Annotated in this window: 22 protein-coding genes, 1 other RNA gene and 1 pseudogene; 6 read left to right on the forward strand and 18 right to left on the reverse strand. The window is 66.0% G+C overall.

The features are described 5' to 3' along the window. Positions 1–794 precede the first annotated feature (794 nt). From ACLQ3C_RS20675 to ACLQ3C_RS20730, 12 genes and pseudogenes are all read right to left on the reverse strand, one after another. Positions 795–1,238 carry a hypothetical protein gene (locus ACLQ3C_RS20675; RefSeq protein WP_425706978.1) on the reverse strand — a complete coding sequence of 148 codons (444 nt, stop codon included), beginning with the start codon at positions 1,236–1,238 and terminating at the stop codon, positions 795–797. Between the two features lie 42 nt (positions 1,239–1,280). Next, a complete protein-coding gene (locus tag ACLQ3C_RS20680; RefSeq protein ID WP_425706979.1) occupies positions 1,281–1,769 on the reverse strand; it encodes a hypothetical protein in 489 nt (162 codons plus the stop codon). Positions 1,770–1,775: 6 nt separating this feature from the next. Next, a complete protein-coding gene (locus ACLQ3C_RS20685) occupies positions 1,776–3,560 on the reverse strand; it encodes a hypothetical protein (protein ID WP_425706980.1) in 1,785 nt (594 codons plus the stop codon). 548 nt (positions 3,561–4,108) lie between these two features. Next, positions 4,109–4,471: a hypothetical protein gene (locus ACLQ3C_RS20690; protein ID WP_425706981.1), complete on the reverse strand. Its 363-nt coding sequence runs from the start codon at positions 4,469–4,471 to the stop codon at positions 4,109–4,111. 104 nt (positions 4,472–4,575) lie between these two features. Further along, positions 4,576–5,246 (reverse strand): annotated as a pseudogene (locus ACLQ3C_RS20695) (MspA family porin). A gap of 833 nt (positions 5,247–6,079) precedes the next feature. Continuing rightward, positions 6,080–6,859, reverse strand: coding sequence for a uracil-DNA glycosylase (locus ACLQ3C_RS20700; protein ID WP_425706982.1), 780 nt, complete (start codon positions 6,857–6,859; stop codon positions 6,080–6,082). Then, entirely contained in the window at positions 6,856–7,353 is a 498-nt protein-coding gene (locus ACLQ3C_RS20705; protein ID WP_425706996.1) for a uridine kinase family protein, read from the reverse strand. The genes ACLQ3C_RS20700 and ACLQ3C_RS20705 overlap by 4 nt, the downstream gene beginning before the upstream one ends. A gap of 101 nt (positions 7,354–7,454) precedes the next feature. Beyond that, complete coding sequence (gene recR, locus ACLQ3C_RS20710) at positions 7,455–8,066, reverse strand: recombination mediator RecR (RefSeq protein WP_425706983.1); 612 nt, start codon at positions 8,064–8,066, stop codon at positions 7,455–7,457. 15 nt (positions 8,067–8,081) lie between these two features. Continuing rightward, positions 8,082–8,450 (reverse strand): YbaB/EbfC family nucleoid-associated protein, encoded by a 369-nt coding sequence (locus ACLQ3C_RS20715; protein ID WP_425706984.1) that lies wholly within the window; start codon positions 8,448–8,450, stop codon positions 8,082–8,084. Positions 8,451–8,504: 54 nt separating this feature from the next. Further along, a complete protein-coding gene (locus ACLQ3C_RS20720) occupies positions 8,505–8,840 on the reverse strand; it encodes a hypothetical protein (protein WP_425706985.1) in 336 nt (111 codons plus the stop codon). 4 nt (positions 8,841–8,844) lie between these two features. Further along, positions 8,845–9,717, reverse strand: coding sequence for a pseudouridine synthase (locus tag ACLQ3C_RS20725; RefSeq protein ID WP_425706997.1), 873 nt, complete (start codon positions 9,715–9,717; stop codon positions 8,845–8,847). A gap of 107 nt (positions 9,718–9,824) precedes the next feature. Further along, on the reverse strand, positions 9,825–10,265 hold the full coding sequence (locus tag ACLQ3C_RS20730) for an SRPBCC family protein (protein ID WP_425706986.1): 441 nt from the start codon (positions 10,263–10,265) through the stop codon (positions 9,825–9,827). A gap of 84 nt (positions 10,266–10,349) precedes the next feature. On the opposite strand from ACLQ3C_RS20730, the gene ACLQ3C_RS20735 reads away from it, so the two are divergent. Then, positions 10,350–11,756, forward strand: a complete 1,407-nt coding sequence (locus ACLQ3C_RS20735) for an FAD-binding protein (protein ID WP_425706998.1) — start codon at positions 10,350–10,352, stop codon at positions 11,754–11,756. Then, positions 11,753–13,075: a class I SAM-dependent methyltransferase gene (locus ACLQ3C_RS20740; RefSeq protein WP_425706987.1), complete on the forward strand. Its 1,323-nt coding sequence runs from the start codon at positions 11,753–11,755 to the stop codon at positions 13,073–13,075. Before ACLQ3C_RS20735 ends, ACLQ3C_RS20740 begins: the two co-directional genes overlap by 4 nt. A gap of 29 nt (positions 13,076–13,104) precedes the next feature. On the opposite strand, the gene ACLQ3C_RS20745 is transcribed toward ACLQ3C_RS20740, so the two are convergent. Next, positions 13,105–15,375 carry a DNA polymerase III subunit gamma and tau gene (locus ACLQ3C_RS20745; protein WP_425706988.1) on the reverse strand — a complete coding sequence of 757 codons (2,271 nt, stop codon included), beginning with the start codon at positions 15,373–15,375 and terminating at the stop codon, positions 13,105–13,107. 111 nt (positions 15,376–15,486) lie between these two features. Here ACLQ3C_RS20745 and ACLQ3C_RS20750 point away from each other — a divergent pair, with 111 nt between their 5' ends. Together ACLQ3C_RS20750 and ACLQ3C_RS20755 are read left to right on the forward strand one after the other, a co-directional pair. Then, complete coding sequence (locus ACLQ3C_RS20750) at positions 15,487–15,756, forward strand: type II toxin-antitoxin system Phd/YefM family antitoxin (RefSeq protein ID WP_425706989.1); 270 nt, start codon at positions 15,487–15,489, stop codon at positions 15,754–15,756. Further along, positions 15,753–16,019, forward strand: a complete 267-nt coding sequence (locus ACLQ3C_RS20755; protein WP_425706990.1) for a type II toxin-antitoxin system RelE family toxin — start codon at positions 15,753–15,755, stop codon at positions 16,017–16,019. Before ACLQ3C_RS20750 ends, ACLQ3C_RS20755 begins: the two co-directional genes overlap by 4 nt. A 28-nt stretch (positions 16,020–16,047) precedes the next feature. Here the strand turns inward: ACLQ3C_RS20755 and ACLQ3C_RS20760 are convergent, their stop codons facing one another. The 5 genes from ACLQ3C_RS20760 to ACLQ3C_RS20780 form a co-directional block, all read right to left on the reverse strand. Next, the gene (locus ACLQ3C_RS20760) at positions 16,048–17,283 is read right to left on the reverse strand and encodes a glycosyltransferase 87 family protein (protein WP_425706999.1); all 1,236 of its coding nucleotides are present in this window, start codon (positions 17,281–17,283) and stop codon (positions 16,048–16,050) included. Between the two features lie 123 nt (positions 17,284–17,406). Further along, on the reverse strand, positions 17,407–18,684 hold the full coding sequence (locus ACLQ3C_RS20765) for an aminotransferase class I/II-fold pyridoxal phosphate-dependent enzyme (protein ID WP_425706991.1): 1,278 nt from the start codon (positions 18,682–18,684) through the stop codon (positions 17,407–17,409). Positions 18,685–18,749: 65 nt separating this feature from the next. Then, positions 18,750–18,844: signal recognition particle sRNA small type (ffs, locus tag ACLQ3C_RS20770), an RNA gene on the reverse strand. A 100-nt stretch (positions 18,845–18,944) separates the two neighbouring features. Then, on the reverse strand, positions 18,945–20,375 hold the full coding sequence (locus tag ACLQ3C_RS20775; RefSeq protein WP_425706992.1) for a solute carrier family 23 protein: 1,431 nt from the start codon (positions 20,373–20,375) through the stop codon (positions 18,945–18,947). A 2-nt stretch (positions 20,376–20,377) separates the two neighbouring features. Next, positions 20,378–21,760: an 8-oxoguanine deaminase gene (locus ACLQ3C_RS20780; protein ID WP_425706993.1), complete on the reverse strand. Its 1,383-nt coding sequence runs from the start codon at positions 21,758–21,760 to the stop codon at positions 20,378–20,380. A 260-nt stretch (positions 21,761–22,020) separates the two neighbouring features. Here ACLQ3C_RS20780 and ACLQ3C_RS20785 point away from each other — a divergent pair, with 260 nt between their 5' ends. Beyond that, positions 22,021–22,386, forward strand: coding sequence for a hypothetical protein (locus tag ACLQ3C_RS20785; RefSeq protein WP_425706994.1), 366 nt, complete (start codon positions 22,021–22,023; stop codon positions 22,384–22,386). A gap of 173 nt (positions 22,387–22,559) precedes the next feature. Further along, the coding region (gene istA, locus ACLQ3C_RS20790) for an IS21 family transposase (protein WP_425706995.1) at positions 22,560–23,578 on the forward strand (1,019 nt) is incomplete at its 3' end.

A 23,578-nucleotide genomic window follows, 5' to 3' on the forward strand; every position in this document is an offset into this window, starting at 1 on the left:
AACCAAACCTTAAGCGAGACACCGGCGTTGCGCCCTACGCCACGCTCAAACCACCCACACCTACATCACAAGAGCCCCCCGTTGGGTTGCTTCGGTCTTGACACTTCCCGCTCCGGAACCATCATGAACAAGACCGCCTCGCACGGAAGTCGCCGAGCGAGACCACCGATCGATGCCTCGTCGGCGCCACTGAACCCTCCGGCGAAGTACGCCGTCCATTCGGTACTATGTGTGGGCACGAGAAGTTCAGGCGGAGTATATCCCCGGACAAGGGGTTCTACCTGAGTGAGCATGGCACCCAAACCGCCACCGACGGCAACGGACTCCACGTTCTGTCGTCCGTGGATTTCGACACGCCAGTCTTCAAGCGCAGCCGCTACCGTCGCAGTAGGCGCTTTGAAGAATCCGATCGTCCAGGTTATCGGGGCGAATCGTCCATCGAGCAAATAGTGTGTCATTGCGTCTCACCTCTCGTCACGTTGGCACCTTTCGTCATGGTCGTGGTCTCTCGGAAGTGGTCGAACGGCTACCGCTACGAAAAGCTCGTCTCGTGGTGACAGTGGGTGGCCACCGTGCGTCGTCTGGTGATGTGGGCGGTACAGCGTCGTCGCGGGGCGCCCTCATGTATGCACTCCCCCCGATCGCGCTTTGAAAGCCGCGGAAGGTCCTCGCGCGCATTCTATGGCACAGCACGCGTGCTATGAGGACGAACAGTCCCAGGGCGATCACTAGCTAAACGCGACAACAGTCTCAGAAAACAGCCCACTCGGAGGATATCGTCGCTCAGTCTTCGGTTACCCGCCTTCACTGTCCATGTAATCTCCGCGCAACCCTTCGAGGCCGTCAAACGGATCCAGCAAACACCATGCGCAACCTAGAATTAAGGCGAGTCGCCGTTGATCACGACCGCCGCCCTGATGAATGCCCAGGCCGCCAGAAAACAGCTCGAGCACAAAATCGTCAACCTGACCTCTCGTGAGAAACTCACTTAACAGCCGCAGGCGAGGCCACATTGCTTCCGCAATTATTTGAGCGACGTCGAGCTCGTCCGCCCTCGAACGAGGAAAACTGTCATCGGCAAAGTAGCTCACATAGTCGACAATGGTTGCAAATCGCCTGCCCAATATGAAGCCAAGAGCCTCAACCGCTCCGTCGTCATGTCTGAGTATCGACTCGGTTTCTTCGAGTACGTGATCGATAGCGCCCTTGCCTCGTATTGAGTCGGTAGCCAAGTTCACGCATGATAATGCTGCATCCCAACTCTCGGCCCTAGTCAAGATTCATTCTCCACTCTGATCGTTCACAACTTGCTGAACCAGGCCCTCAAGCTCTCCCCACAGTGCCTCGTCTTCAGCATTTGCCAATAGGAATAGTATTAAGACCGGAATTAGAATATCGTACTCCGGACGTCTACCTCCACCTCCGTCCACCGAAGGAGGCTGCACACCTTCTATCTTAAGGAGCTGGCATAACCGATCATATAGATAGTCGTTAGTACATCCGGTAATCTGCTTAACTCGCGGGTAGCAGACTCCGCAGATAGCCGCAATTTTGACCGCGGAGGGTGCGTTATTGAGATGAATGTGCATCACGCTTATTCCCATGGTGGCGGCTGCCACGAGCAGCTGGGGGCGATCGGCCCGGTCAGCGAATTCTGCGAGTCCCCGCTGTATTTTTTCGTAATCGCCTACTTGGAAAACGTCACACATAGCCCTGAGGAATCGGATAGCGTCTTGATCTGGCACATCCTTTAGCACTCCCGTCGCCATGACTCGCTAGCCTCCCAACATCTGTTTAATTCGCTGAATTATGATTGCAATTGCTACAATAGCAAACGCTATCGCTCCCTCAGGGGAGTGAGGTGGAAGTCCTGGCAACGAATTGCTAGGCATGTCCGGCGCCTTTCCCGTGAAGATCTTGTGTAGTGTATCGGAGATTTCGTCTGCTTCGCCCATCAAACGTTCGCCGCCTTGAGCCAACCGACCCGCCACGTTGTCGGGCCCAACTGGGTCTTCTTTCTCTGTACCCCCTGGCCTGATGTTGTCGGGATTCGGGCGTCCTCCCTGGGGAATCTGCCGATGCCGCCCGCCCGCCTGCGGGGATTCCGGATTCGTTGGGGATTCCACAGTGGGCGGTGTTTCGGGGTCAGCGCCGGTGGGCGCTCCTGGTGCCTGCGTCGCAGGCCCTGGTGAGGAAGACGTTGGTGGCGGAGGAACCTCGCGGTCGGGTTGTCCGGGTGTATCGGGTGGGTGGCTGTCGATGTGTAGTTGGTCCCATAGCCATTGCAGTGCGTGACGGAAGGCTTCGGCACCGTTGATGGCTTGGGACATCAGCCACGTCAGAATCACCATAGGCAGGTTCTTGAGCCACTGCATGATCGCAGCGATGAACTCGAAAAACGATTGCAACAACCCGGCCATGGTGTTCTGGATTGCTGCCCACCAGCCGAAAAAGCCGCCGCTGAAGATGCCGTCGTTGCCTTGGTTGGAGACGGTCCAGTCGATCGGCTGAACCTGATCAGTGCCATCCCCAGTGGTGCTGGTGGTGTCACCGCTTGAGCCGCCACCACCCGCACCACTAGCGCCACCGCTCGATGTCGAGCCGCCACCGCCACCCGATTCGCTGCCGGTGCCTGCTGTCCCACTGCCGCCTTGGCTGTCGGTCCCATCGCCGGTACTTTCTTCCGGCGCGGTGGGTGCTGGAGTGAAAGTGTTCGACGGCGCGTCAGGTGTCGGTGCTGGCGCGGGGGCGGGCGTACCCGATCCTCCACCGACACAGTCACCGGGTTCACATCCCGAGTCGCCGCCGGTAGCGCCACCACTACCGCTGCCTGATCCGTGCTGCGAGCCGTCGTTACCGCCGTCTTGCAGGCCATCCTGGCCACCAGCAGAGAACCCCGGGTCACCACCCGCATTGGACGCCGCGCCCGACGAGAATCCCGGATCGCCACCCCAGCTACCGCTCGGAGACGCCTTCATCCCCGAATCACTCTTCAACGACGACACCGCCGACTGTCCCGACCCAGCACCACCGCCCGACCCGGCGTCGGTGACAGCCGGATCTCCGATAAGCGGATACAGCGCGTTCGGCGCGGGTTCGACGTGCTGGACCAGGTCACCGTTCTCATCGACGGTGTACCAGGTCTTCTGTGGCCGCCCGGCAGCATCAAACGCCCATGGTTTCGCGATCTGGCTGACTGGTTTGCCGGTGGCGTCGTAGATGGTGGCTGACCCGTCCGGGTTCACCCCGATATGTCCACCCGGTGGGACGTCTTCATGGAACACATAGCTTTTCGGGCTGCTCGGGTCATTGATCAGCACCAGTTGCGACGGACGCACCGTGGCCCGCTCTGATCCGCCACGCCGCAACAACGACGAACTCCGCAGCCCACCAGCGGCCGCTGCGCGCCGTACCCGCGGATTCGCCACGGTGAATGCCGCCGCACCCGCGACCACCCACGCCGCGAGCGGGATGTCCGGCTGTTTCGAGCCGGAATCCAGAGCATGGGGCGGGGTGCCGGGTTCAGGGTTCGCAGTGACCGCGCCCGGTACCGTGGTCACCGCAGGAGCAGCGGTAGAAGGTACCACCGGAACCTGCCCGGTGTTGTCGCCCGGAGGTACCGGTCGCGGTGCTCTTGGCCGGACACCGGCAGTGTTCGGGTTGGTCGGCGCGGAGCCGTCGCCACCACCTGCTGCTGGTGGTTGTGGAGCAGCCTGTCCGGGCACAGTCACGATTGGTGTGCCGTTCCCTTCGCCCGGGCCCGGCCCGATGTTGCTACCGACCTGCGGACCACCCGATCCCGCGCCATTCGCACCGGTCGTAGGTGCCGGGGTGTTCGTCGTCGGCTGGAACGTATTCGTAGGAACCGAAATGCACGGCCAGTTCGACCCATACTGGGCGCGCATCTGATCACACAACGCATCCGCGTGCGCCGGAGCAGGATCACTACCAATCGTGGCCACCGTGACCCCTCCACCGATCGCCAACACAGCAGCAGCCAGCAAGCCGGCGCCGAGACGGCGACGCGGCAGCCGGTGACGCCCCCGACGAGACTTTGACATCACCGACTCTCCGGCGGGTTCCGGGCGACGTTGATGGCCACTGTCAGTCATTTGGCCTTGCCCCACATCAGGGCACCAAGGATCGCTTCCGCACCCGCCCAGAACCAGCGTCCGGCGATCGACATCACCAGAAAGAACACCAGGAACACCGGTATCACACCCCAGCGGTCCGACCACTGGCCAATACTCATCAGGTTCGCCGCCGCCAGCACCAACAACACACACCCGACGAGGAACAAGACCACCTTCAGCACCGGCACCCCACCGCCACCTGCTGCGTTGTCAGGTTCGGCATCGATCCCAGCGAGGGAGCGGCCCGCAGTGTCGGACGCGGTAGGGAGTTCGGTGGTGACGGCATCGGCGTCGAGGCGATGCGCGCCACCCGGGGCGGACGAAGCAGGAGCAGTCATGGGAGCCACGATCCTTCACGAAACAAATCTGGACGCTTGTAGTTGACGGGACGTCGTCGAACGCACCGACCGATCACACGTGGCGACCGGCCAGGCCAAATAGGTCAGAGATAGTGGGGTTTGCCGTACACGTTGATCGTGTTGTCGTTCAACGCTGTTGACACACTCACGGCCACGTACGCGCGCAGGGCGACCGGCCCGAGACAGCCGTCGACCTTGACATGCACCCCGTCGACGGTGATGCCGACTTTCCCGGTCTGCATCTTCTTGCTACCGAACGGAATATCGGCGATCGTGCCCGCCGCAGAGTGGTGGAGACGTTCGGGGTGACCGTTGCACCGATCACCACCGCCGGCGGGTACGAAATATTCATCTGCGCCGACGGCCCACCCGACACCCCGACAGTGGCACCCGAAGTCACATCAGTGTTGCAGCCGATCTGGAACCCGGCCGCAACCGTCCCGGACTGCACCGGCACCGACCCGGTCCCCGCGATGACACCCTCGCCCTTCAATGACAGGAATCCCTCACGCGTCCAACTTGATTGATTGAGTGGCGGCACACCACGCACCTGCTCCTGCGACTTGATCGCCGTCACGCGCCACCCGTCCTCGGTGACCTTCGAGACCTGCCGATCGGCAAAAGTACTCGGCGATGCCTCGGACAAGCCGGCACCGGCTACCGAAGCTGCGACTGCGAGCACCAGTCCAACGCCGCCGGCCGCCGCTCGTATCGCTGGCCGCCGCGCCGCGCGCGGACTGTCCCACATCCTCATGTGCTCTCGCCTTAATCTCAATCCAGAATCCGACCTGGTTGCCTCTGACAACGATCCAATATCGCTGCTACTGCATGTCTACTTTGCTGTACCAAACCACAGAACGGGGTGTTCGGCAAGCTGACCGGTGGCCGATGATTTACCGTCGCAGGGGGCGGCTGGTCAGTGCGGCGGCTTCGACAGGTGGCGCGTCACAGAATCCCATGAAATGGGGACACCGCGAGAGGGTGGATGTCTGGCTGGGCCAGACATGTTCGGAGCGAGCGAGCTCACACTGCGGACCGCTTCGCGGCATGTTGTGGTTTGTCCTGTCGGCCTTCCGATTGTGACTGGCGGTGAGGTTCCCCCCGAACAAGCGGACACACTCAGCTTGATCGTGACTTGTTCGCGCTGCGATCTCGAAGTCGATGGGCGAGAACATCTCGATCGAGCTGTACCTCCTGTCATGATTGCAGAAACGGATGTGTTTGCTAGTGCTGCATGCAGATTCGCGTATCTGGTGTAGGCGTGACCGCTTGTATATCTCGTGCTTGACCGTCGACCACCGAGTACTGGCCGGTCACGCACGCTGAGGTTGACCCCGCCTTTGACGAATCCGGTGTCATCGACCACTCAGGCGTCCGGTCTGGTCAGCTCACATGCTCTGCGTGACAGCGTCTTACGCACTTCGGCGCCATCCACGGCGAGTACGTGACGAGCTCGCGCAACCGCCGATGATCCACCCCGAGCCCACGCAACTCTGCCGCTATCATCCGCACACTATGGCACCAATTCACGCGGAAACTGCTGCGCCGCTCCACCGTTCACCGAGTCAACAAAAGTACGCCCCAACGTCACCCGTCAATTGTGCGGTCGCGCGCGGGTAGTCCGGCGTGCCGGCCCGCCTCGACGAGGACCGTACGCAGCATTGCCGGCGTCAGGCGGCCGGTGAAGGTGTTGTGCTGGCTGACGTGATAGCTGGCGAAGACGGTCAGTTCGGCGCCGTCCGCACGACGGATGGCGGTCCGTGCGCCATGGCCGAATTTCGGTCGGGGACGGCCGATCTCCCAGCCCACCTCGGCGAAGGTCCGCAGTCCCACCTGCCAGCCGAAGCCACCGAGTACCACCACCGACCGCAGTGTCGGCTCGAGCAGGTCGAGTTCGGCACGCAGCCAGTGCGCACACCGGTCCCGCTCGGCGGTCGTCGGTTTGTTCTGCGGCGGCGCGCAATGCACCGGCGAGGTCATCCGCACGCCGAACAATTCCATACCGTCGTCTGCCGAGGACACCGTGGGTTGCGACGCGAGCCCGACGTCGTAGAGCGCGCGGAACAGGACGTCACCGCTCTGGTCGCCGGTGAACATGCGGCCGGTCCGGTTGGCGCCGTGCGCGGCCGGTGCCAATCCCAGGATGAGCATCCGTGAATCGGCGGGGCCGAATCCCGGTACCGGTCTGCCCCAGTACTCCCAATCCATGAATGCGGCGCGCTTCTCCCGCGCCACCTTCTCCCGCCAGGCGACCAGCCGCGGACATGCGCGGCAGTCGATCAGGTCGGCGTCGAGCTCCGCGATGTCCCGATAGCCGACGCGGCCCCGGCGCCGTCGGGACGGGGAACCTCCACTGCCGGAGGTCAATCCAGCACCCGGCAACGTTCGCGGGTGCGGTCGACGGCAAACCAGCCGCGCTCGAACTGCTGCCATTCCTGCAACAATGGGCGGGAGTGTTCGCCGTCGCGGGCCACGGCCCGCTCGAGCCGTTCCTCGGCACTCGCACCGTCGAGCCACAGGGCATGACTCAGTCGGTCGGCGATACGCCTACGCGCTGCGGACACGCCCTCGATCACCAGCAGCGGCTCCCACCGCACCCACACGCGGTCGCCGGTCTCGGGTACGCCGTCCACCCATACGCGCGGCCGATACCGGTAGTCATGCCGCCGCGAAAAGGCCTGCAAGACATCATTTTCCAGTTCCGGCCACCAGCCGACGGGGTTGTCCCAGGTCGCGAAGTCATCGGTGCGTACCAGCACGACGCCGGTGCCCCGCGCCCGCAGCCGGGCCACGAGGGCGTCGGCGACGGTCGATTTTCCCGCACCGGACGGGCCGTCGACGGCCACGATCCCCGAGACCATCTCGGCCGCGAGTGCGTCGAGACGTGCCTCGAGTCCCGGACCGAGCGCGGCGGCGCCGGCCGGCGCGGTCTGGCGAGATGCGATGGTGGCCGGCATTCGCGTCAGGCCAGCACCCGGCGCCCCGACAGGGCGCGGCCCAGGGTGAGTTCGTCGGCGAATTCCAGGTCGCCGCCCATCGGCAGCCCCGAGGCCAGCCGGGTCACCGAGAGTCCCGGGAAGTCCTTGAGCATCCGCAGCAGGTACGTGGCGGTGGCCTCGCCCTCGGTGTTCGGGTCGGTGGCCACGATGATCTCGGTGACGTCGTTGCCGTCCTCGGTGTTGGCCAGGCGGCGCAGCAGTTCGCGGATACGCAACTGGTCGGGCCCGATCCCCGACAACGGATCCAGCGCCCCGCCGAGTACGTGATAGCGGCCCTGGAACTCCTTGGTGCGCTCGATGGCGTGGACGTCCTTGGGTTCTTCGACCACACAGATCTTGGTCGCGTCGCGGCGGGCGTCCGAGCAGATCCGGCAGAGTCGGTTGGCCGAGACGTTGCCGCATTCGGCGCAGAAGGTGACGTTGTCGCGCACCTGGGCGAGGGCGGCGATCAGCCGGTCGATCTCCTTCTTCTCCCCGGCCAGCAGCGCGAACGCGATGCGCTGCGCACCCTTCGGGCCGAGCCCGGGCTGTTTGGCAAGCTCGTCGATCAGATCCTGGATCGGGCCTTCATACATCGGTGGCGCCGTACCTCAGCCCAGGCCGGGCAGGCCGCCGCCGAGGCCGCCGGCGAGCGGTCCCATCTTCTCGCCGGCGAGGTCCTCGCGCTTGCGGGAGAGATCGGCGAGCGCACCGAGCAGCAGGTCCTGCAGCGTCTCGATGTCGTCGGGATCGACCACGGTGGGATCGATGGTCACCGCGGTCACCTCACCGGTGCCGTTACCGGTGATGGTCACCAGGCCGTTGCCCGCGGTACCGGTCACCTCGGTCGCCGCGATCTCGTTCTGCGCCTCGAGCAGCTTGGCCTGCATCTGCTGTGCCTGCTGCAGTAGCCCGGCCATCGGGTTGTCACCGCCGGCACCGCCGCCGAACAGCGCGCTGGGGTCGAAAGGTTCATTCACGACGCCCAGGGTAGTCGGCGAAGCCGACGGTGCGCGGGTGCCGGGCCGGGCGGGTCAGCGCAGCAGGCGCTCGACGTGCGCGACGATGTCCTCGACGGTGTCGTCACCGACCGGGGTGATCTCGAAGGACAGTTCGCTGTCGCCGAAGAGCCGGCCCGCGGGATGGGTGAGGGCGAATTCGAGGCGATTGGGCTCGACGCGCCGCCACTGCTGGATCGCGCCGTAGATCGGGGCGCCGGCGCCGGTGGAGATGCAGTACCCGTCGTCGGGCCGGTCGCTGCCGACGAGCTCACGCTGGATCTGGAAACAGGCCATCGATTCGTCGTCGATGAACACCACGGCCTCGCATCCGAGGTCGGGGTGGCGTTCATAGGAGGCGCGGATCGTCACCACATCAAGGGTAGTGGTCGAGTATCGATCGTCGTGATTCGAATCGGCGGTTCCGGCCGGTCAGCGGATCGGTGAAGGACAGCGCATGTGCGACCAGCCGCAGCGGCTCGGAAAAGTCGCCGTCCTCGGGTTTCTGCGCGAGATCGGCACGAACGTCGGGGTAGAGCGGATCGCCGACGATCGGCACCCCGAGCAACGCCATGTGCAGTCGCAACTGATGGGTGCGGCCGGTATGCGGGACGAGCCGGTACACCGACCCGGCGTCGCGGGGCTCGAGCTCGGTGACCTCGCTGATCGCGTTGACCGGTCCGTCGACGACGCGGGCACGCAGATCACCGGCCGTCTTCTCGATCCGGTTGCCGACGGTGCGGGTCCCCGCGAAATCGGCCCGCGGCGCGAGCGCCCGGTACTCCTTGACGACGCGGCGCTGCGCGAACAGTTCCTGGTAGGCCGAGCGCACCTCCGGCCGGAGCGTGAACAGCAGCACGCCTGCGGTGAGGCGGTCGAGGCGATGCGCGGGCGCGACCAGGTCGGTGCCCAGGCTGCGGCGCAACCGCACGAGCGCGGTCTGACAGACGTGCGCCCCACGCGGCATCGTGGCCAGGAAGTGCGGCTTGTCGACGACCACGATGTGCTCGTCGCGGTAGAGGACCGGCAGGTCGAACGGGATCGGCACCTCGTCGGGCAGATCCCGATACAGATACACCGACGTGTTGGGCTGCGCCGGCTGCTCCAGCGTCACCGGCCGGCCGGCGGCGTCGACGATCTCGCCGCGCTGCGCACGCCGGGCGAGTGCCTCGTCGCTCAGAGAGCTCAGTGCGGGACTTGCCCGCAGGCACGCGCCGACGGTCATCTCGGGTCCGGCCCGCAGCACCACGCGGGTGGCGTCGACGCCGTCGCGAGGCGGCAGCGGGGAGGGCCGGGCGCGTCCGCGACGCCGCGGCCGCGCGTCCGGGTTCACCACCGCCGTCCCGCCAAACGCGGCTATTTCTCCAGCCGGGACTTGAGATTGGCCAGCACCGCGGCCTGGATGCGGGCGAGACCCTTGGGCGCGAAGGTCTTCTCGAAGAAGCCACCGATGCCACTGGCATTGCTGTTCCAGGTGGTCGTCGTGGTGACCTGGGAGCCAGTGCCACTCGGGGTGACCTTGTAGGTGGTGACCATCGACGAGTTCTCGTCGTGCTCGGTGATCACGTCGGGGGTGACGCTGATGGTGGCCTTCACGTCACGCTGCCGCTTGGACGTCGCCTGCAGAATCCATGCCACGACGGTGCCGTCACCGTTGCCACCGCTGATGACCCGGTAGTCGCGATACTGTTCGGGCAGGATCGCCGGGCGGGTTTCGGTGTAGTCGGCGAGCGCGCCGATCACCGCATCCGGCGTCGCGGCGATCTCGGTGGTCTGGCTGGCAGAAATCTGACCCACTGGCCGGGCTCCTTCGTGAGGTACTGATTGGCGGGTATGAGGCTCACGTCCTAGGCTAGCCAAGTGAGCGCGGCACAGAGGGAGATGGGGGCAGCGGCATTCGAGGAGGGTGTGGCGACCCTCCTGGCAAGCTACCGCGCCATTCCGCCACAGGCGACCGTGCGGCTCGCGAAGAAGACGTCGAATCTGTTTCGCGCCCGCGCGAAGAATCCCTATCCCGGACTCGACGTCTCCGGACTCGACCGGGTGATCAGCGTCGACGCCACCGCCAAGACCGCCGACGTCGCCGGGATGTGTACCTACGAGAACCTCGTCGCCGCGACCCTGCCGTATGGGTTGGCGCCCAAGGTGGTTCCGCAGCTCAAGACGATCACCCTCGGTGGCGCGGTCACCGGCCTGGGCATCGAGAGCACCTCTTTTCGCAACGGCTTGCCGCACGAGTCCGTCCTCGAGATCGACATCCTCACCGGCGACGGCGAGATCATCACCGCGACCCCCACCAACGACTACGCCGACCTGTTCTACGGATTTCCCAATTCCTATGGGACACTCGGATATTCGGTGCGTTTGCGGATCGGGCTGGAAAAGGTCGAACCGTACGTCGCGCTGCGCCATGTGCGTTTCACGGATCTGGCTGCGCTACAGGAGGCGATGGCCACCATCGTCACCGAGCAGACCTACGACGGTGAGCGCGTCGACTATCTGGACGGCACCGTGTTCACTGCCGACGAGGCATATCTGACGCTGGGCCGCCAGACCGACGAGGCCGGTCCGGTCAGCGATTACACCGGGATGGACATCTTCTACCGGTCCATCCAGCACGAGCCGGCCGCTTCACCCAAGCGGGATCGGCTGACCATCCACGACTATCTGTGGCGCTGGGACACCGACTGGTTCTGGTGCTCACGGGCATTCGGCGCCCAGGACCCCCGTATCCGCCGGTTATGGCCCAAGCGCCTGCTGCGCAGCAGTTTCTACTGGAAGTTGATCGGCTACGACCGTCGCTTCGACATCGCCGACCGCCTCAACAAGCGCAAGGGCCTGCCGGCCAACGAGCGCGTCGTGCAGGACATCGAGGTCCCGATCGAGCACACCACCGGCTACCTGGAGTGGTTCCTGGATAACGTGCCGATCGAGCCGATCTGGCTGTGCCCGTTGCGTCTTCGTGAGTCGATCGGTGGGTCGGCGCCGGATGCCGACCCGTTGCGCCCCTGGCCGCTCTACCCACTTGCGCCCGAGAAGACCTACGTCAACGTCGGCTTCTGGTCGGCGGTCCCGGTGACGCCCGGCGATCCCGGACACACCAACAAATTGATCGAACGCAAGGTGGCCGAGCTCGGGGGCCACAAGTCGCTGTATTCGGAATCCTTCTACGGCCCCGAGGAATTCGATGAACTTTACGGGGGCGAGCACTATCGTCTGCTCAAGAAGCGGTACGACCCCCGGGGCCGGCTGCTCGATCTCTATGCGAAAGCGGTGAAACGGCAATGACGACGTTCAAAGACACTGCACCGTCGAAAAACGGCGCACAGCAGGGCAAGATGACGCTCGCCCAGATCTTCGAATCGATCGTGGGTGGCAATCTCAACATCCGGATCACTGCTTATGACGGCAGTGCCGCCGGCCCGGAGGACGCCGAGTTCGGCCTCAACCTGATGACTCCCCGCGGTACCACCTACCTGGTGACCGCTCCCGGCGATCTGGGCCTGGCCCGCGCCTACGTCTCCGGCGATCTGGAACTGGTCGGCGCACACCCGGGCGACCCGTACGGCGCACTGCAGGCGCTCGCGGCCGACCTGGAGTTCAAGCGGCCGTCGCCGCTGGTGCTGGCGCAGGTGGCCCGGTCGCTGGGCATAGAGCACTTCAAGCCGATCGCCCCGCCCCCGCAGGAGGCGTTGCCGCGGTGGCGCCGGTTCGCCGAGGGCCTGCGCCACAGCAAGTCCCGCGACGCCGAGGTCATCCATCACCACTACGACGTGTCGAACACCTTCTACGAGTGGGTACTCGGACCGTCGATGACCTACACCTGTGCGGTGTACCCCGAGCTCGAGGCCTCGCTGGAGACCGCGCAGGAGAACAAGTACCGACTGATCTTCGACAAGCTGCGCCTGCAGCCCGGCGATCGTCTCCTCGACATCGGTTGCGGCTGGGGCGGAATGGTGCGGTATGCGGCCCGACGCGGCGTGCACGTGCTCGGGGTGACGTTGTCGGCCGAGCAGGCATCGTGGGCGCAGCAGGCGATCGTCGACGAGGGACTCGGCGAGTTCGCCGAGGTGCGCTTCAGCGATTACCGCGACGTCACCGAGAGCAACTTCGACGCGGTGTCCTCGATCGGACTCACCGAGCACATCGGGGTCCACAACTACCCGGCGTACTTCTCGTTCATGCGCGACAAGCTGCGCGTCGGCGGAATGTTGTTGAACCACTGCATCACCCGGCCCGACAACGCCAAGAGCTCGCGTGCCGGCTCGTTCATCGACCGCTACGTGTTCCCGGACGGCGAGCTGACCGGTTCGGGCAAGATCATCTCGAAGGTGCAGGACATCGGCGGCGTCGAGGTGCTGCACGAAGAGGACTTCCGCTACCACTACGCAATGACGCTGCGTGACTGGAACCGCAACCTCGTCGAGCATTGGGACGAAGCGGTCGAAGAGGTCGGCGAAGGCACCGCCCGGCTGTGGGGCCTCTACATGGCCGGGTGCCGAATCGGCTTCGAACGCAACATCGTTCAGCTGCACCACGTACTCGGCGTCAAGCTCGACGACGAGGGCCGTCACGAGCTGCCGCTGCGTCCGTGGTGGGACGCGTAGGGCTCGAGAACCTTCCCGTCGCCGACCCGCTACTCGAGCGGGCGGGCGCCCAGCTCGGTCTGTAGCAGATCCAGGGCGAGTTTCTCCGGGTCGAGCCGGGCGTCGGGGGTCGCGTTGTGCGCGTCGGCGACCATCTCGGCCCGCTCGTCGTCCGGGATCTCCTCATCCGATCGCGGCGGTTCCGGCTCGGGTTCCGGCTCCGGCTCGGGAGCCGGCGCAGGTGAGTCACCTCCGGCGGGCTCGCCCGACCGTGCCCGACTCGGCCGTGAGAAGGTCTGCCGCTTCGCTGCGGTGGGTGGTGGGGCAGCTGCGGTTTCCGGACTCGGCGCGGCCGCGTCGCGGTGAACCGTTCGCACGTCGAGGTCGACGCCGAACACTTCTTGCAGCGCCTCGCGAATGGTCGAAACCGCGTGGGGCGCAGACAATCTGCCCACCAACACCTCGATGGGGTGCGCCAGTACCACGGTCGTGCCGTCGAGATCGGCGACGACGGCCGCCGACAGCATCGGCTCCAGGCTCTTCGAGCGCGTCCGAACCGCGCTCCGTACCTCCTGGAACCGCTTACGCAGTGCGTCCACGTCGATGCCGGGTTGCGCGGGCGGGGCCGGTTCGGGAGTCGGCGCCGAACGCGGGGCGACCGGAGCCGCCTCGTCCGGCGGCACGTCGTACTCGTCGAATGGCTCGTCGGGCAACGGAATGTCGTCGTCGACAACGACTTCCGCGACCGGCTCGGCGGCGGGTTGTGGCACCGGCACTGCCGCAGGCTTCGCTACCGGTGCGGCAACAGGTTTCGCGACCGGTGCGGCAACAGGTTTCGCGACCGGTTCTGGCGCCGGCTCCGGGCGCGGTCGGGCCGGTGGTTGCGGCGACGTCGGATCACCGCCGCCGCGCAATCCCGGCGCACTCGGCCGAGCGTGCGTTTGTTCGACGTTCCGCTCCCCGGCTGTCTCTCGTTCTGGGGCAACGCGTTCCGCCTCAGCCGGAACCGCATTCGTCGATGCGGGCTGCTGGACGGCCTCCTCTGGCGTTGCCGCGCGTTGCGAGGGGCGTACGTACTTCGGTGGCGGCTCGTCGGCCGGCAGCGCAGGCGGCGGGGCCGACGGCCCGGCCGCGGACGCGACCGCCACCGGTATCGCCGGCCTGGCGACGGCGACGCCGGATTCGATCCGTTCGAGCCGCTGGAGCAGTGCGGCGTCGTCGGCAGAGGTGGTGGGCAGCAGCATTCGCGCGCACATCACCTCGAGCAGCAGTCGCGGTGAGGTCGTGCCGCGCATCTCGCCGAGTGCGTTGTGCACGATCTCGGCGAAGCGCGTCAGGCCGCCGGGCCCGAGGCGTTCGATCTGCGCCTGCATGCGGGCCAGTTGGTCACCGGGCGCCTCGACCAACCCGCGGTCGGCGGCGTCCGGAACGGCTTGCAGCAGAATGAGATCGCGGAGTCGCTCGAGCAGGTCGATCGCGAAGCGGCGCGGGTCGTGCCCGGCGTCGACGACCTTTTCGACCACCGAGAACAGTGCCGCACCGTCCGCGGCCGCGAGGGCGTCGACGGCGTCGTCGATGAGGGCGATGTCGGTGACGCCGAGCAGGGCCAGCGCACGCTCGTAGGTGACGCCCTCGGTACCGGCACCGGCCAGCAGTTGATCGAGGATCGACAGCGAGTCGCGCGGAGAACCACCCCCAGCGCGGATCACCAGCGGGTATACGTCGGGTGCGACCTGGACGTTCTCCTTGGCGCAGATGTCCTCGAGGAGGCCACGCATCACCGGCGGGGCCAGCAACCGGAACGGGTAGTGATGGGTGCGCGACCGGATGGTCGGCAGTACCTTTTCCGGTTCGGTGGTGGCGAAGACGAAGATGAGGTGCTCCGGCGGCTCCTCGACGATCTTGAGCAGCGCGTTGAAACCCGCGTTGGTGACCATGTGCGCCTCGTCGACGATGAACACGCGGTAGCGCGACTCGGACGGGGCGTAGAAGGCGCGGTCGCGTAGTTCCCGGGTGTCGTCGACGCCGCCGTGGCTGGCCGCGTCGAGCTCGATGACGTCGAGGTTGCCCGGTCCGCCCGGCGCGAGCGCGACACACGACGAACATTCACCGCACGGCGTCGAGGTGGGCCCCTGCACGCAGTTGAGCGAGCGCGCCAGGATGCGCGCCGACGACGTCTTCCCGCAGCCACGCGGCCCCGAGAACAGATAGGCGTGATTGATCCGATTGCCGTCGAGTGCCCGGCTCAAGGGCTCGGTGACATGCTCCTGGCCGACGACTTGGGCGAATGTCGCAGGACGATAGGTGCGATACAGGGCCACGGGACGAGACTACCGGCGGTGACCGACAGTCCGGGCCGCTCCCCCACAGGCCGAGCCGAGAACCTGAATAAAGGTCTGCAGTAGACCTGTATCAGGGCCTATTGTGAAACGATGAAGACCATCTCCATCAGCGCGGCAAAGAGCTCCTTGAACGAACTCGTAGACGATGCGGCAACGACACACGAGCACGTGACCATCACCCGGAACGGTTCCCCCGCCGCAGTCCTGGTCTCCTCGGAGGAGTGGGAGTCGCTGCAGGAGACGCTGCATTGGCTCTCGCAGTCCGAAACCGCCACTGCCGTGGCCGAAGCGCGGGCCGACCTCGACGCCGGACGGACACTGTCCGCTGACGCCCTGCGTGCTCGGTACGGACGTCGGTGACCTACGAGGTAGCGGTGTCGGTTCGTGCCGAGCGGGACCTCGCCGGCATCTCACCGCGATTCGCGGCCGCCGTCGTCGCATTCATCCTCGGTCCGTTGGTGGAGAACCCACGGCGGGTCGGCAAACCACTCACGCGTGAACTCGAGGGATTGCACAGCGCCACGCGCGGGGACTATCGCGTCCTCCACGAGATCCGCGAAGACCCCGCGCAGGTGCTGATCGTCCGCGTGGATCATCGTTCTCGGATCTACCGCAACAGGTAGCCACACACTGTGGACCGAGCGAGCGGCATCAACGAGGCGGAGTCTCAACAGAATCCGACAGAGGATCCTCGGGCGCGGACAAGGTCGCTCGGCGAGACCGCACTACCGGGAGCCCGAGCACCACCAGTGTGGCGACCGTCGTCCCCACGAAGATCGCGTTGTACGGGTAGACGAGGAACCATTGCGCCCACGCCGGTCCGGTCTGGGATTTGAAGAACAATCCGGTGAAGTAGGCGTCGGGGACGGTGCGGTTGACGAACCACATGGGGTAGGCGAAATGGGTGCGCCAGGCGAATGCGACGAGCATCAGCGCGACGAGTCCGGCGCCGGCGACGACGCGACGCAGCACCGACAGGTCGGCGCGCAGCATCAGATCCACGCAGATCACCACCAACGGCACGAACCACACCCAGTGGTGGCCCCACGACATCGGCGAGATCGCACATGAGGTCATGCCGACGATCGACACCGCGAGCAGCTCGTGGCCGCGGCGATGCGCCAGCACCGCCGAGCCCATCCCCAATCCGAGCGCGATGAGTACCAGCACGAGCCAGACCGCCGTGTTGGGGCTGTCGGTGTGCATGAGGTTGGCGATCATCCCGCGCAGCGACTGATTGCCCAGCGTCTGCGGCGCGCCGACGCGATTGGAGTCGAAGATCTTGTCGGTCCAGTACGCCCACGATTCGCGCGGCAGGAAGGCGAATCCGACGACGGCGGTGAGCACGAAGCCACCGACGACCCCGGCCAGGGTCCGCCACCGGCGCAGCAGGGCGAGATACAGCACGAACAGCAGCGGGGTCAGTTTGATCCCGGCCGCGATGCCGGTACCGACTCCCTTGAGCCGGGAGCGCTCGTCACGGAGCAGGTCGGCGAGGATCAGCAGCAGCAGGAACACGTTGATCTGCCCGTACCAGATGGTGGTGCGCACCGGCTCGAGCAGCATCACGACGGCCACCAGCGCGATCGCCAGGCAGCGCAGCGGCCAACTCGCCCGGCGGCCCAATGCGCGGAAGCTGAGCATGATCACCAGATAGAGGGCGATGATGATGCCCACGCTCCACACGATCCGTGCGGCCTCGAACGACATCCACGCGAACGGCATCAGCACCAGGACCGACACCGGTGCGTAGGTGTAGTCCATCTGTCCGAGCAGCTTCGCGTCGTAGAGACTGCCGCCGTCCCACACCGTCAGCGCGCCACCGCGATAGACGTCGAGGTCGAGCTGATAGTCGAACAGTCCCCAGAACGGGGTGCGCAACGGCATGATCAGGTGCTGGCACCACAACGCCAGCGCGCCGATCACGAGTGCACCGACACAGAGCGCAAGCGCTCGGGCGCGGCCGCCCCTCACGGGCAGCGGTCCGACACACCCATCCCGACGAGTCCGTCAGGCGCCGTGTGCGGAGAGCAACGTCTCCGTCGCGGCGAGCAGCACACAGGTGGCGACACCGTCCATGGCGACCCGCAACTCGTCGGTGCTCGGGAAGGTCGGTGCCAGACGGATGTTGCGGTCGTGCGGATCGTTCTTGTACGGGAAGGTCGAGCCGGCGGCGGTCAACGCGATGCCGGCGTCCTTGGCGAGGGCGATGGTGCGGGCGGCCGCGCCGTCGGGCACATCGAGACTGATGAAGTAGCCGCCCTCCGGTTCCGACCACGAGGCGACCTTCGACTCGGCGAGCCGGTCCTCGAGGATGTCGAGCACCAGCCGGAACTTGGGTGCGAGGATCTCACGGTGCCGGGCCATGTGCGCGTGCACGCCGGCCGCGTCGCCGAAGAACTTCGCGTGCCGCAGCTGGTTCACCTTGTCCGGCCCGATGGTCGCCAAACCGATGTTGCGGGTGAACCATTCGAGGTTGGCGGGCGAGGTGGCGAAGAATGCGACGCCGGCCCCGGCGAAGGTGATCTTCGACGTCGACCCGAGCACGTACACGCGGTTGGGGTTTCCGGCCTGCGCGGCCATGTCGAGCACCGGCAGCGGTGTCGGCGGCGCATCGACCAGGGTGTGGACGGCGTAGGCGTTGTCCCAGTAGATCCGGAAGTCCGGCGCCGCCGGCATGGACAGCAGGCCGCGGGTGACCTCCTCGGAGAACGTCACGCCGGTCGGGTTGGAGTAGGTCGGTACCGCCCACATGCCCTTGATCGACGGGTCGGCCGCGGTCAGCGCGGCGCACGCCTCGACGTCGGGGCCGTCGGGATTCGTCGGGACCGGCACCATCTCGATGCCATAGTGCTCGGTGATCGCGAAATGCCGGTCGTAGCCGGGTACCGGGCAGAGGAACTTGATCGGACCCGACGACCACGGTTGCGCGGAATCGACGGTTCCGCTCAGCAGACCGAAGGTCGTCAGGTGGTGCATGATCTCGAGGCTGGAGTTGCCGTACGCGATCAGATTCGCCGGGTCGACGGCGAGGATCTCACCGAAGATCGCCCGCAGCTCCGGCAACCCGGCGACACCGCCGTAGTTGCGGGTGTCGGTGCCGTCGGCGGCCCGGTACTCGTCGCCCGGCAGTGACAGCAATCCGTTGGAGAGGTCGAGCTGTTCCGGGGACGGCTTGCCGCGGGTCAGATCGAGCTTCAGGCCGGCGTCCCGGAGTACCTCGTAGAGCTTTCGGAGGTCCTCCGCGGTGGCGCGGAGTTCGTCGGCACTCTTCGAGTGAAAGTTCAACGGGGGACCTCTCGCGTAGCCGACGCAGAGGCGGTACGCGCCGGCGATAGTGATCGGGGTGGATCCATAGGGGACCCCGCGCACCCGAGAGAGCCCGTTGACCCTTGCTGCCTTCCGGCCCTGGGGGAGTTCACAGGATGCACGCCGCGCGGGATCCGTCGTCAAGTGTAGCGAGCAGTCCGCACCCGACCACAATCGGTCGGCGCAATGGCCGGTGACCTGTGGATACGCTCACTCACGGTTCTCGTCGGCGCACCGCATCACCGGGCGGGTGGATGGTCCGCGCGGGCTCCCGCGTCGACCTCTTGGGTCTCGATGTCTGCCGCCTCGATGTCTGTGGTCTCGTGCGCGTCGTGGGCTCGCCGCCGGCTGCCGATCGAGAGCACCAGTTGCAGGAACACCGCCACCAGCGCGCCGACCGCCACCTGTGACGACGCGACCTGCGTGACCACCGAATTCCAGTGGAGCGACTCGGTCATCGCCGGGATGCCGAGCGCCGCGGCCACGGCGCATGCGGGGATCACCCCGTCACCGCTGAACGCCGAGCGCGCCCCGTGCGAGATCACGCCGATCGCGGCCGCGACGAGCACGCCGCCGACAACCGGTGACGGGGTGGCGGTCAGCAGGGCGGCCACCTTCGGCGAGAAGCCGAGGATCAGGAAACCGACTGCGGCGCACCGGATCACGTTGAGCTTGGCGACGCCGGTCACCGAGATGACACCGAGGTTCTGCGCGTAGGCCGTCGCCCCGAAGCCACCCAGCCCCGCCGACAGCGCCGTCCCGACCGACTCGGCCATCACCCCGACCGACAGCCGGCGCGACGTCAGGCGGACGCCGATCGCGGCCGCGGTGGCCTCGTAGATCCCGATCGCCTCGACCACGGCGACGAAGAACACGATGCACATGGTGATGGTGATCCCGAGGTCGAAGTGCAGCGATCCGTAGGGCAGCAGATGCGGGAACCCGACCCAGGCGGCGTCGCGCAGCGCGCTGAAGTCGACGAGCCCGAATGCGGCGGCGACGGCGTCACCGACGACCAACGCGATCAGGAAGGCGCCCGCACGGAGCTGCCGGACGAGCACGCAAACGCCCACGAGCGCCACCGTGAGGACTCCGGTGATCACCGCGGAAGCGCTGCCGAATGCGGGACTTCCGGCTCCGCCGAACAACTCCTGGAAGCCGAACGCGGTGAGCGAGAGTCCGACGAGCAGGATGATCGTGCCGGTGACCGCGGGCGTCAGGTAGCGCCGGACCCGACCGAGCAGGCCCGTCGCGGCCGTGACGAAGACGAGCGCGGCCGCGATGAGCAGGCCCAGTGACGCGGCCGGCAGGCTCCCGGCCTTGGCATAGCCGATGGCCAAGGGCGAGAACGCCGACGACGGTCCTTCGACGACGGGCAGCCGGATGAGTCGGGTGGTCTGGGCCAGCGTGACGAGGCCGGCCACGATGAACGTCGCCGACACCAGGTTCGCGCCGAGACCCAGAGACAGGCCACCGACCGAGGCGATGAAGATCGGGTCGAGCCACACGTTGGAGACAAGAAGTTGCTGCAGACCGAGGAGCAGGGTCCGCTGCGGTGACAGCCGCGGCGCGTCTGCGCTGCCGGGCTCGGTGTTGCCGGCCTCGGTGTTGCTGGACTCGGTACTGCCCGCTTCGGCGGCGGGTGCGTGCGATGGGCGAATGGTGAACATACTCAAGCCTTCTGGAGTGCGCTGCGTTGGAGGTTGCGGGCCGCCGCGCGATGTGCCGACATCGCGTCGTCGTGGCCGGGATGGGTGAGGTGACCGTCGCGGACGAGGACGCGACCGGCGACGACGGTGGTGTCGGCGCGCATCGGTCCGCATCGCAGCCAGGCCTCGACGGGGTCGGTGAGGGCGCCGGCCAAGGATTCCGCGGCGGCGGCCCAGATGACCAGATCGGCGCAGGCACCGGGCCGCAGGTGGCCGACCTCGTCGTCCCAGCCCAGGCACGCGGCGCCACCGCGGGTGGCCGCATACAGTGCGTCGCGTGCGGTCATCGATCGTGGGCCGTTGCGAAAACGTCCGAGCAGCAACGCCGTTCGGGCTTCGAGCCACAGCGAGGCATGGTCGGTGGAGGCCGAGCCGTCGCAGCCCAGGCCGACCGGCGCGCCGAGCCCACGGAGTTCGAGGACGTCGGCGGCCCCGCCCCCGATCATCATGTTGGAACTCGGGCAATGCGCGACGCCCACCCCGGCCGCGGCCATCCGGCGGCGTTCGTCGGCGCTGGGATAGATGAAGTGCGCCACCCATGATCGGTCGTGCATCCAGCCGACGCTCTCGAAGTATTCGACCGGGGTGCGTCCATAGGTCGCCTGGCAGAATTCGTCTTCCTGTGGATCCTCGGCGAGGTGGGTGTGCAGACGTGCGGCGCTGCGCTGTGCGAGGGCCGCGGATTCGCGCATGATGTCCTCGGTCACCGAGAACGGGGAGCAGGGAGCCAGCGCGACGCGGATCATGGCGCCGGGATTGCGATCGTGGTGCGTGTCGAGGAGTCGCTCACTGTCGGAAAGGATCTCGTCTTCGGACTGCACCACGCTACGCGGAGGCAGACCGCCGTCCTCCACCGATCGGGTCATCGAACCGCGGTTGGCGTAGAAGCGGAAACCCATCGAGGTCGCGGCATCGATCTGCGCGTCGATCAGACCCGGCCGCGGATGGACGTACATGTGATCCGACGAGAGCGTGCACCCGCCGAGCAGCAACTCGGCCATGCCGACCCAGGTGGAGAGGTAGACGGCCTCGTCGTCGATCTCGGCCCAGATCGGATAGAGCGCCGTCAGCCACTCGAACAGTGACGTATTGACCACGGGCGCAAACGATCTGGTGAGGTTCTGATACATGTGGTGGTGGGTGTTCACCAACCCGGGGGTCACCAGGCGTCCGCCGGCATCGATCGTCTCGGTGGCCGCCGGCGGCGGCGTGGCCGACGCGCCGACCCCGCTGACACGGCCGTCGGTGACCGCGATCCAGCCCCCGTCGATCTCCCAATCGGTGTCGACGACGATATAGGCGTTGGTGACGAGCAGATCGCACGCGGACAGGACAGAATCGGGCATGAGAGGACCTCCACGAAACGTGACACGGAACGTGCCACAGGAAGACCCTGTCCCGGAGGTTGGCCGCCGGATCGTCACCGCTCTGCCGAGCGGACGGGCTGACAAACGTTCTACCCACCGCATATTTCCGGGATGTGTCGTGGCCATGACGCCGATGTCACCGCATCGGCGTGGTGTCTCCGGTTCTTCGTGATGTCACATTCTCGAGCCGCGAAACGACACACTGGTCAGGGACGATGACCCATTCGAGGAGGCCCCTGATGCGTATTCGCGTTCTCGCCGCCGGCGCTGCGGTGTTCGGTGCCCTGATCTTTGCCATGCCGGGGGTCGCGTCGGCCGCTCCCCCGACCGTTCCGTTCCAGATCAATCCGGCAGCGTTCGGCAATCCCAACGGAAGCTTCGATGTGCCCGCGGTCCGATGCGTCGCCGAGATCGGCCGCGGAACCGCCACCATCACCGGCGGCCGACCTGATCGCTGGGGCTGCATACCGGGTGCCGATGTGCACTGGGTGAACCTGTCGACCGGGGCGACCGGATACGCGAAACTCGGGCCTGGCCTGAACGGCGTTGTGCCACAGGCGGTTCTCCTCACCGGGCGCGGGCAGATCGTGTCAGCGGTCATGTAATTCCCCAGGTTGAGGCGGTTGTCCGTCACGTAATTCCTCACCGGGCTGTCACGTAATTCCCCACCCTGGGGCGTGTCGGCTGTGGTTGGGGTGCTGCTACAGGTTCGCTCCTGTCAAGGCCTCATTCCGGGGGTCTTGGGAAGGGGCCTGAGGTGGCACGGAGGACATGGACGATGATGCAGTTGTTGGAGTTGTTTCGGCATTGGCATGCCGGGCGCTCGCAGGTACAGATCTCCCAGGCGTTGGGGCTTGATCGGAAGACGATCCGCAAATATGTGGCGCCGGCGTTGGCGGCGGGCATGGTGCCAGGCACCGGTGCGAGCTTCGATGAGGCGATGTGGCGTGCGTTGATCGCCGACTGGTTTCCCGAGGTCGTGGATCGGTCGGTGCGGTCGGTGACGTGGCCGGTGATCGCCGAGCATCACGAGTGGATCAAGGGGCAGCTCGAGGCGACGGTGACGGTCGCGACGATCGCGCAGCGGCTGCGTGATGATCATGGCGTGGAGGCGTCAGAGTCATCGGTACGCCGTTATGTCGCTGCGCGTTTTGCTGACCAGGTCAACGAAAACAAGGCGACGCCGCCGCGCGGACCAGTGCCCGTAGGAGAAGAAGCGCAAGTCGACTACGGCAAGCTGGGGATGTGGAATGACCCCGAAACCGGCAAGCGTGTCGCGGTGTGGGCGTTCGCGATCATCCTGGCCTACTCGCGCTGGCTGTTCGTGCAGCCGGTGCTCAAAATGGACCAAACCTCCTGGTGCGCTTCACATGTGGATGCGTTCGAGTTCTTCGGAGGCACTCCAGAACGGATCGTGTGTGACAACCTCAAGACCGGGGTGACCAGACCGGATCTCTACGACCCCATACTCAATCGTGCCTACGCCGAACTCGCCTCGTTCTACGGTGTGTTGATCGATCCGGCGCGCGCGTTCAAACCGAAAGACAAACCGCGTATCGAACGTCAGATGCCCTACATTCGGGACTCGTTCTTCAAAGGCCGCGAGTTCTCCAGCCTGGCCGACATGCAGCAGGGCGCGCGGGACTGGTGTGTAAATGTCTACGGAGCTCACGCGCACCGCGGGATCGACGGTATGACGCCGGCCGAGTTGTTCGGACAGTCCGAACGAGATGCGTTACACCCGTTGCCGCCCAGACGATTTGAACTCGTCACCTACCATGTGGGCAAGGTCGCCCC

The sequence above is a fragment of the Gordonia sp. DT30 genome (assembly GCF_049844915.1).
In the GTDB taxonomy this organism is placed as follows: domain Bacteria; phylum Actinomycetota; class Actinomycetes; order Mycobacteriales; family Mycobacteriaceae; genus Gordonia.

What these genes read in the sequence shown, in the direction of transcription:
- ACLQ3C_RS20690 (WP_425706981.1), bottom strand. Translation starts at nt 4,471, where the DNA reads ATGACTGCTCCTGCTTCGTCCGCCCCGGGTGGCGCGCATCGCCTCGAC.
- ACLQ3C_RS20775 (WP_425706992.1), bottom strand. Translation starts at nt 20,375, where the DNA reads ATGTTCACCATTCGCCCATCGCACGCACCCGCCGCCGAAGCGGGCAGT.
- ACLQ3C_RS20785 (WP_425706994.1), top strand. Translation starts at nt 22,021, where the DNA reads ATGCGTATTCGCGTTCTCGCCGCCGGCGCTGCGGTGTTCGGTGCCCTG.
- ACLQ3C_RS20705 (WP_425706996.1), bottom strand. Translation starts at nt 7,353, where the DNA reads ATGGTCTCGGGGATCGTGGCCGTCGACGGCCCGTCCGGTGCGGGAAAA.
- recR (WP_425706983.1), bottom strand. Translation starts at nt 8,066, where the DNA reads ATGTATGAAGGCCCGATCCAGGATCTGATCGACGAGCTTGCCAAACAG.
- ACLQ3C_RS20760 (WP_425706999.1), bottom strand. Translation starts at nt 17,283, where the DNA reads ATGCCGTTGCGCACCCCGTTCTGGGGACTGTTCGACTATCAGCTCGAC.
- ACLQ3C_RS20735 (WP_425706998.1), top strand. Translation starts at nt 10,350, where the DNA reads ATGGGGGCAGCGGCATTCGAGGAGGGTGTGGCGACCCTCCTGGCAAGC.
- ACLQ3C_RS20750 (WP_425706989.1), top strand. Translation starts at nt 15,487, where the DNA reads ATGAAGACCATCTCCATCAGCGCGGCAAAGAGCTCCTTGAACGAACTC.
- ACLQ3C_RS20780 (WP_425706993.1), bottom strand. Translation starts at nt 21,760, where the DNA reads ATGCCCGATTCTGTCCTGTCCGCGTGCGATCTGCTCGTCACCAACGCC.
- ACLQ3C_RS20740 (WP_425706987.1), top strand. Translation starts at nt 11,753, where the DNA reads ATGACGACGTTCAAAGACACTGCACCGTCGAAAAACGGCGCACAGCAG.
- ACLQ3C_RS20680 (WP_425706979.1), bottom strand. Translation starts at nt 1,769, where the DNA reads ATGGCGACGGGAGTGCTAAAGGATGTGCCAGATCAAGACGCTATCCGA.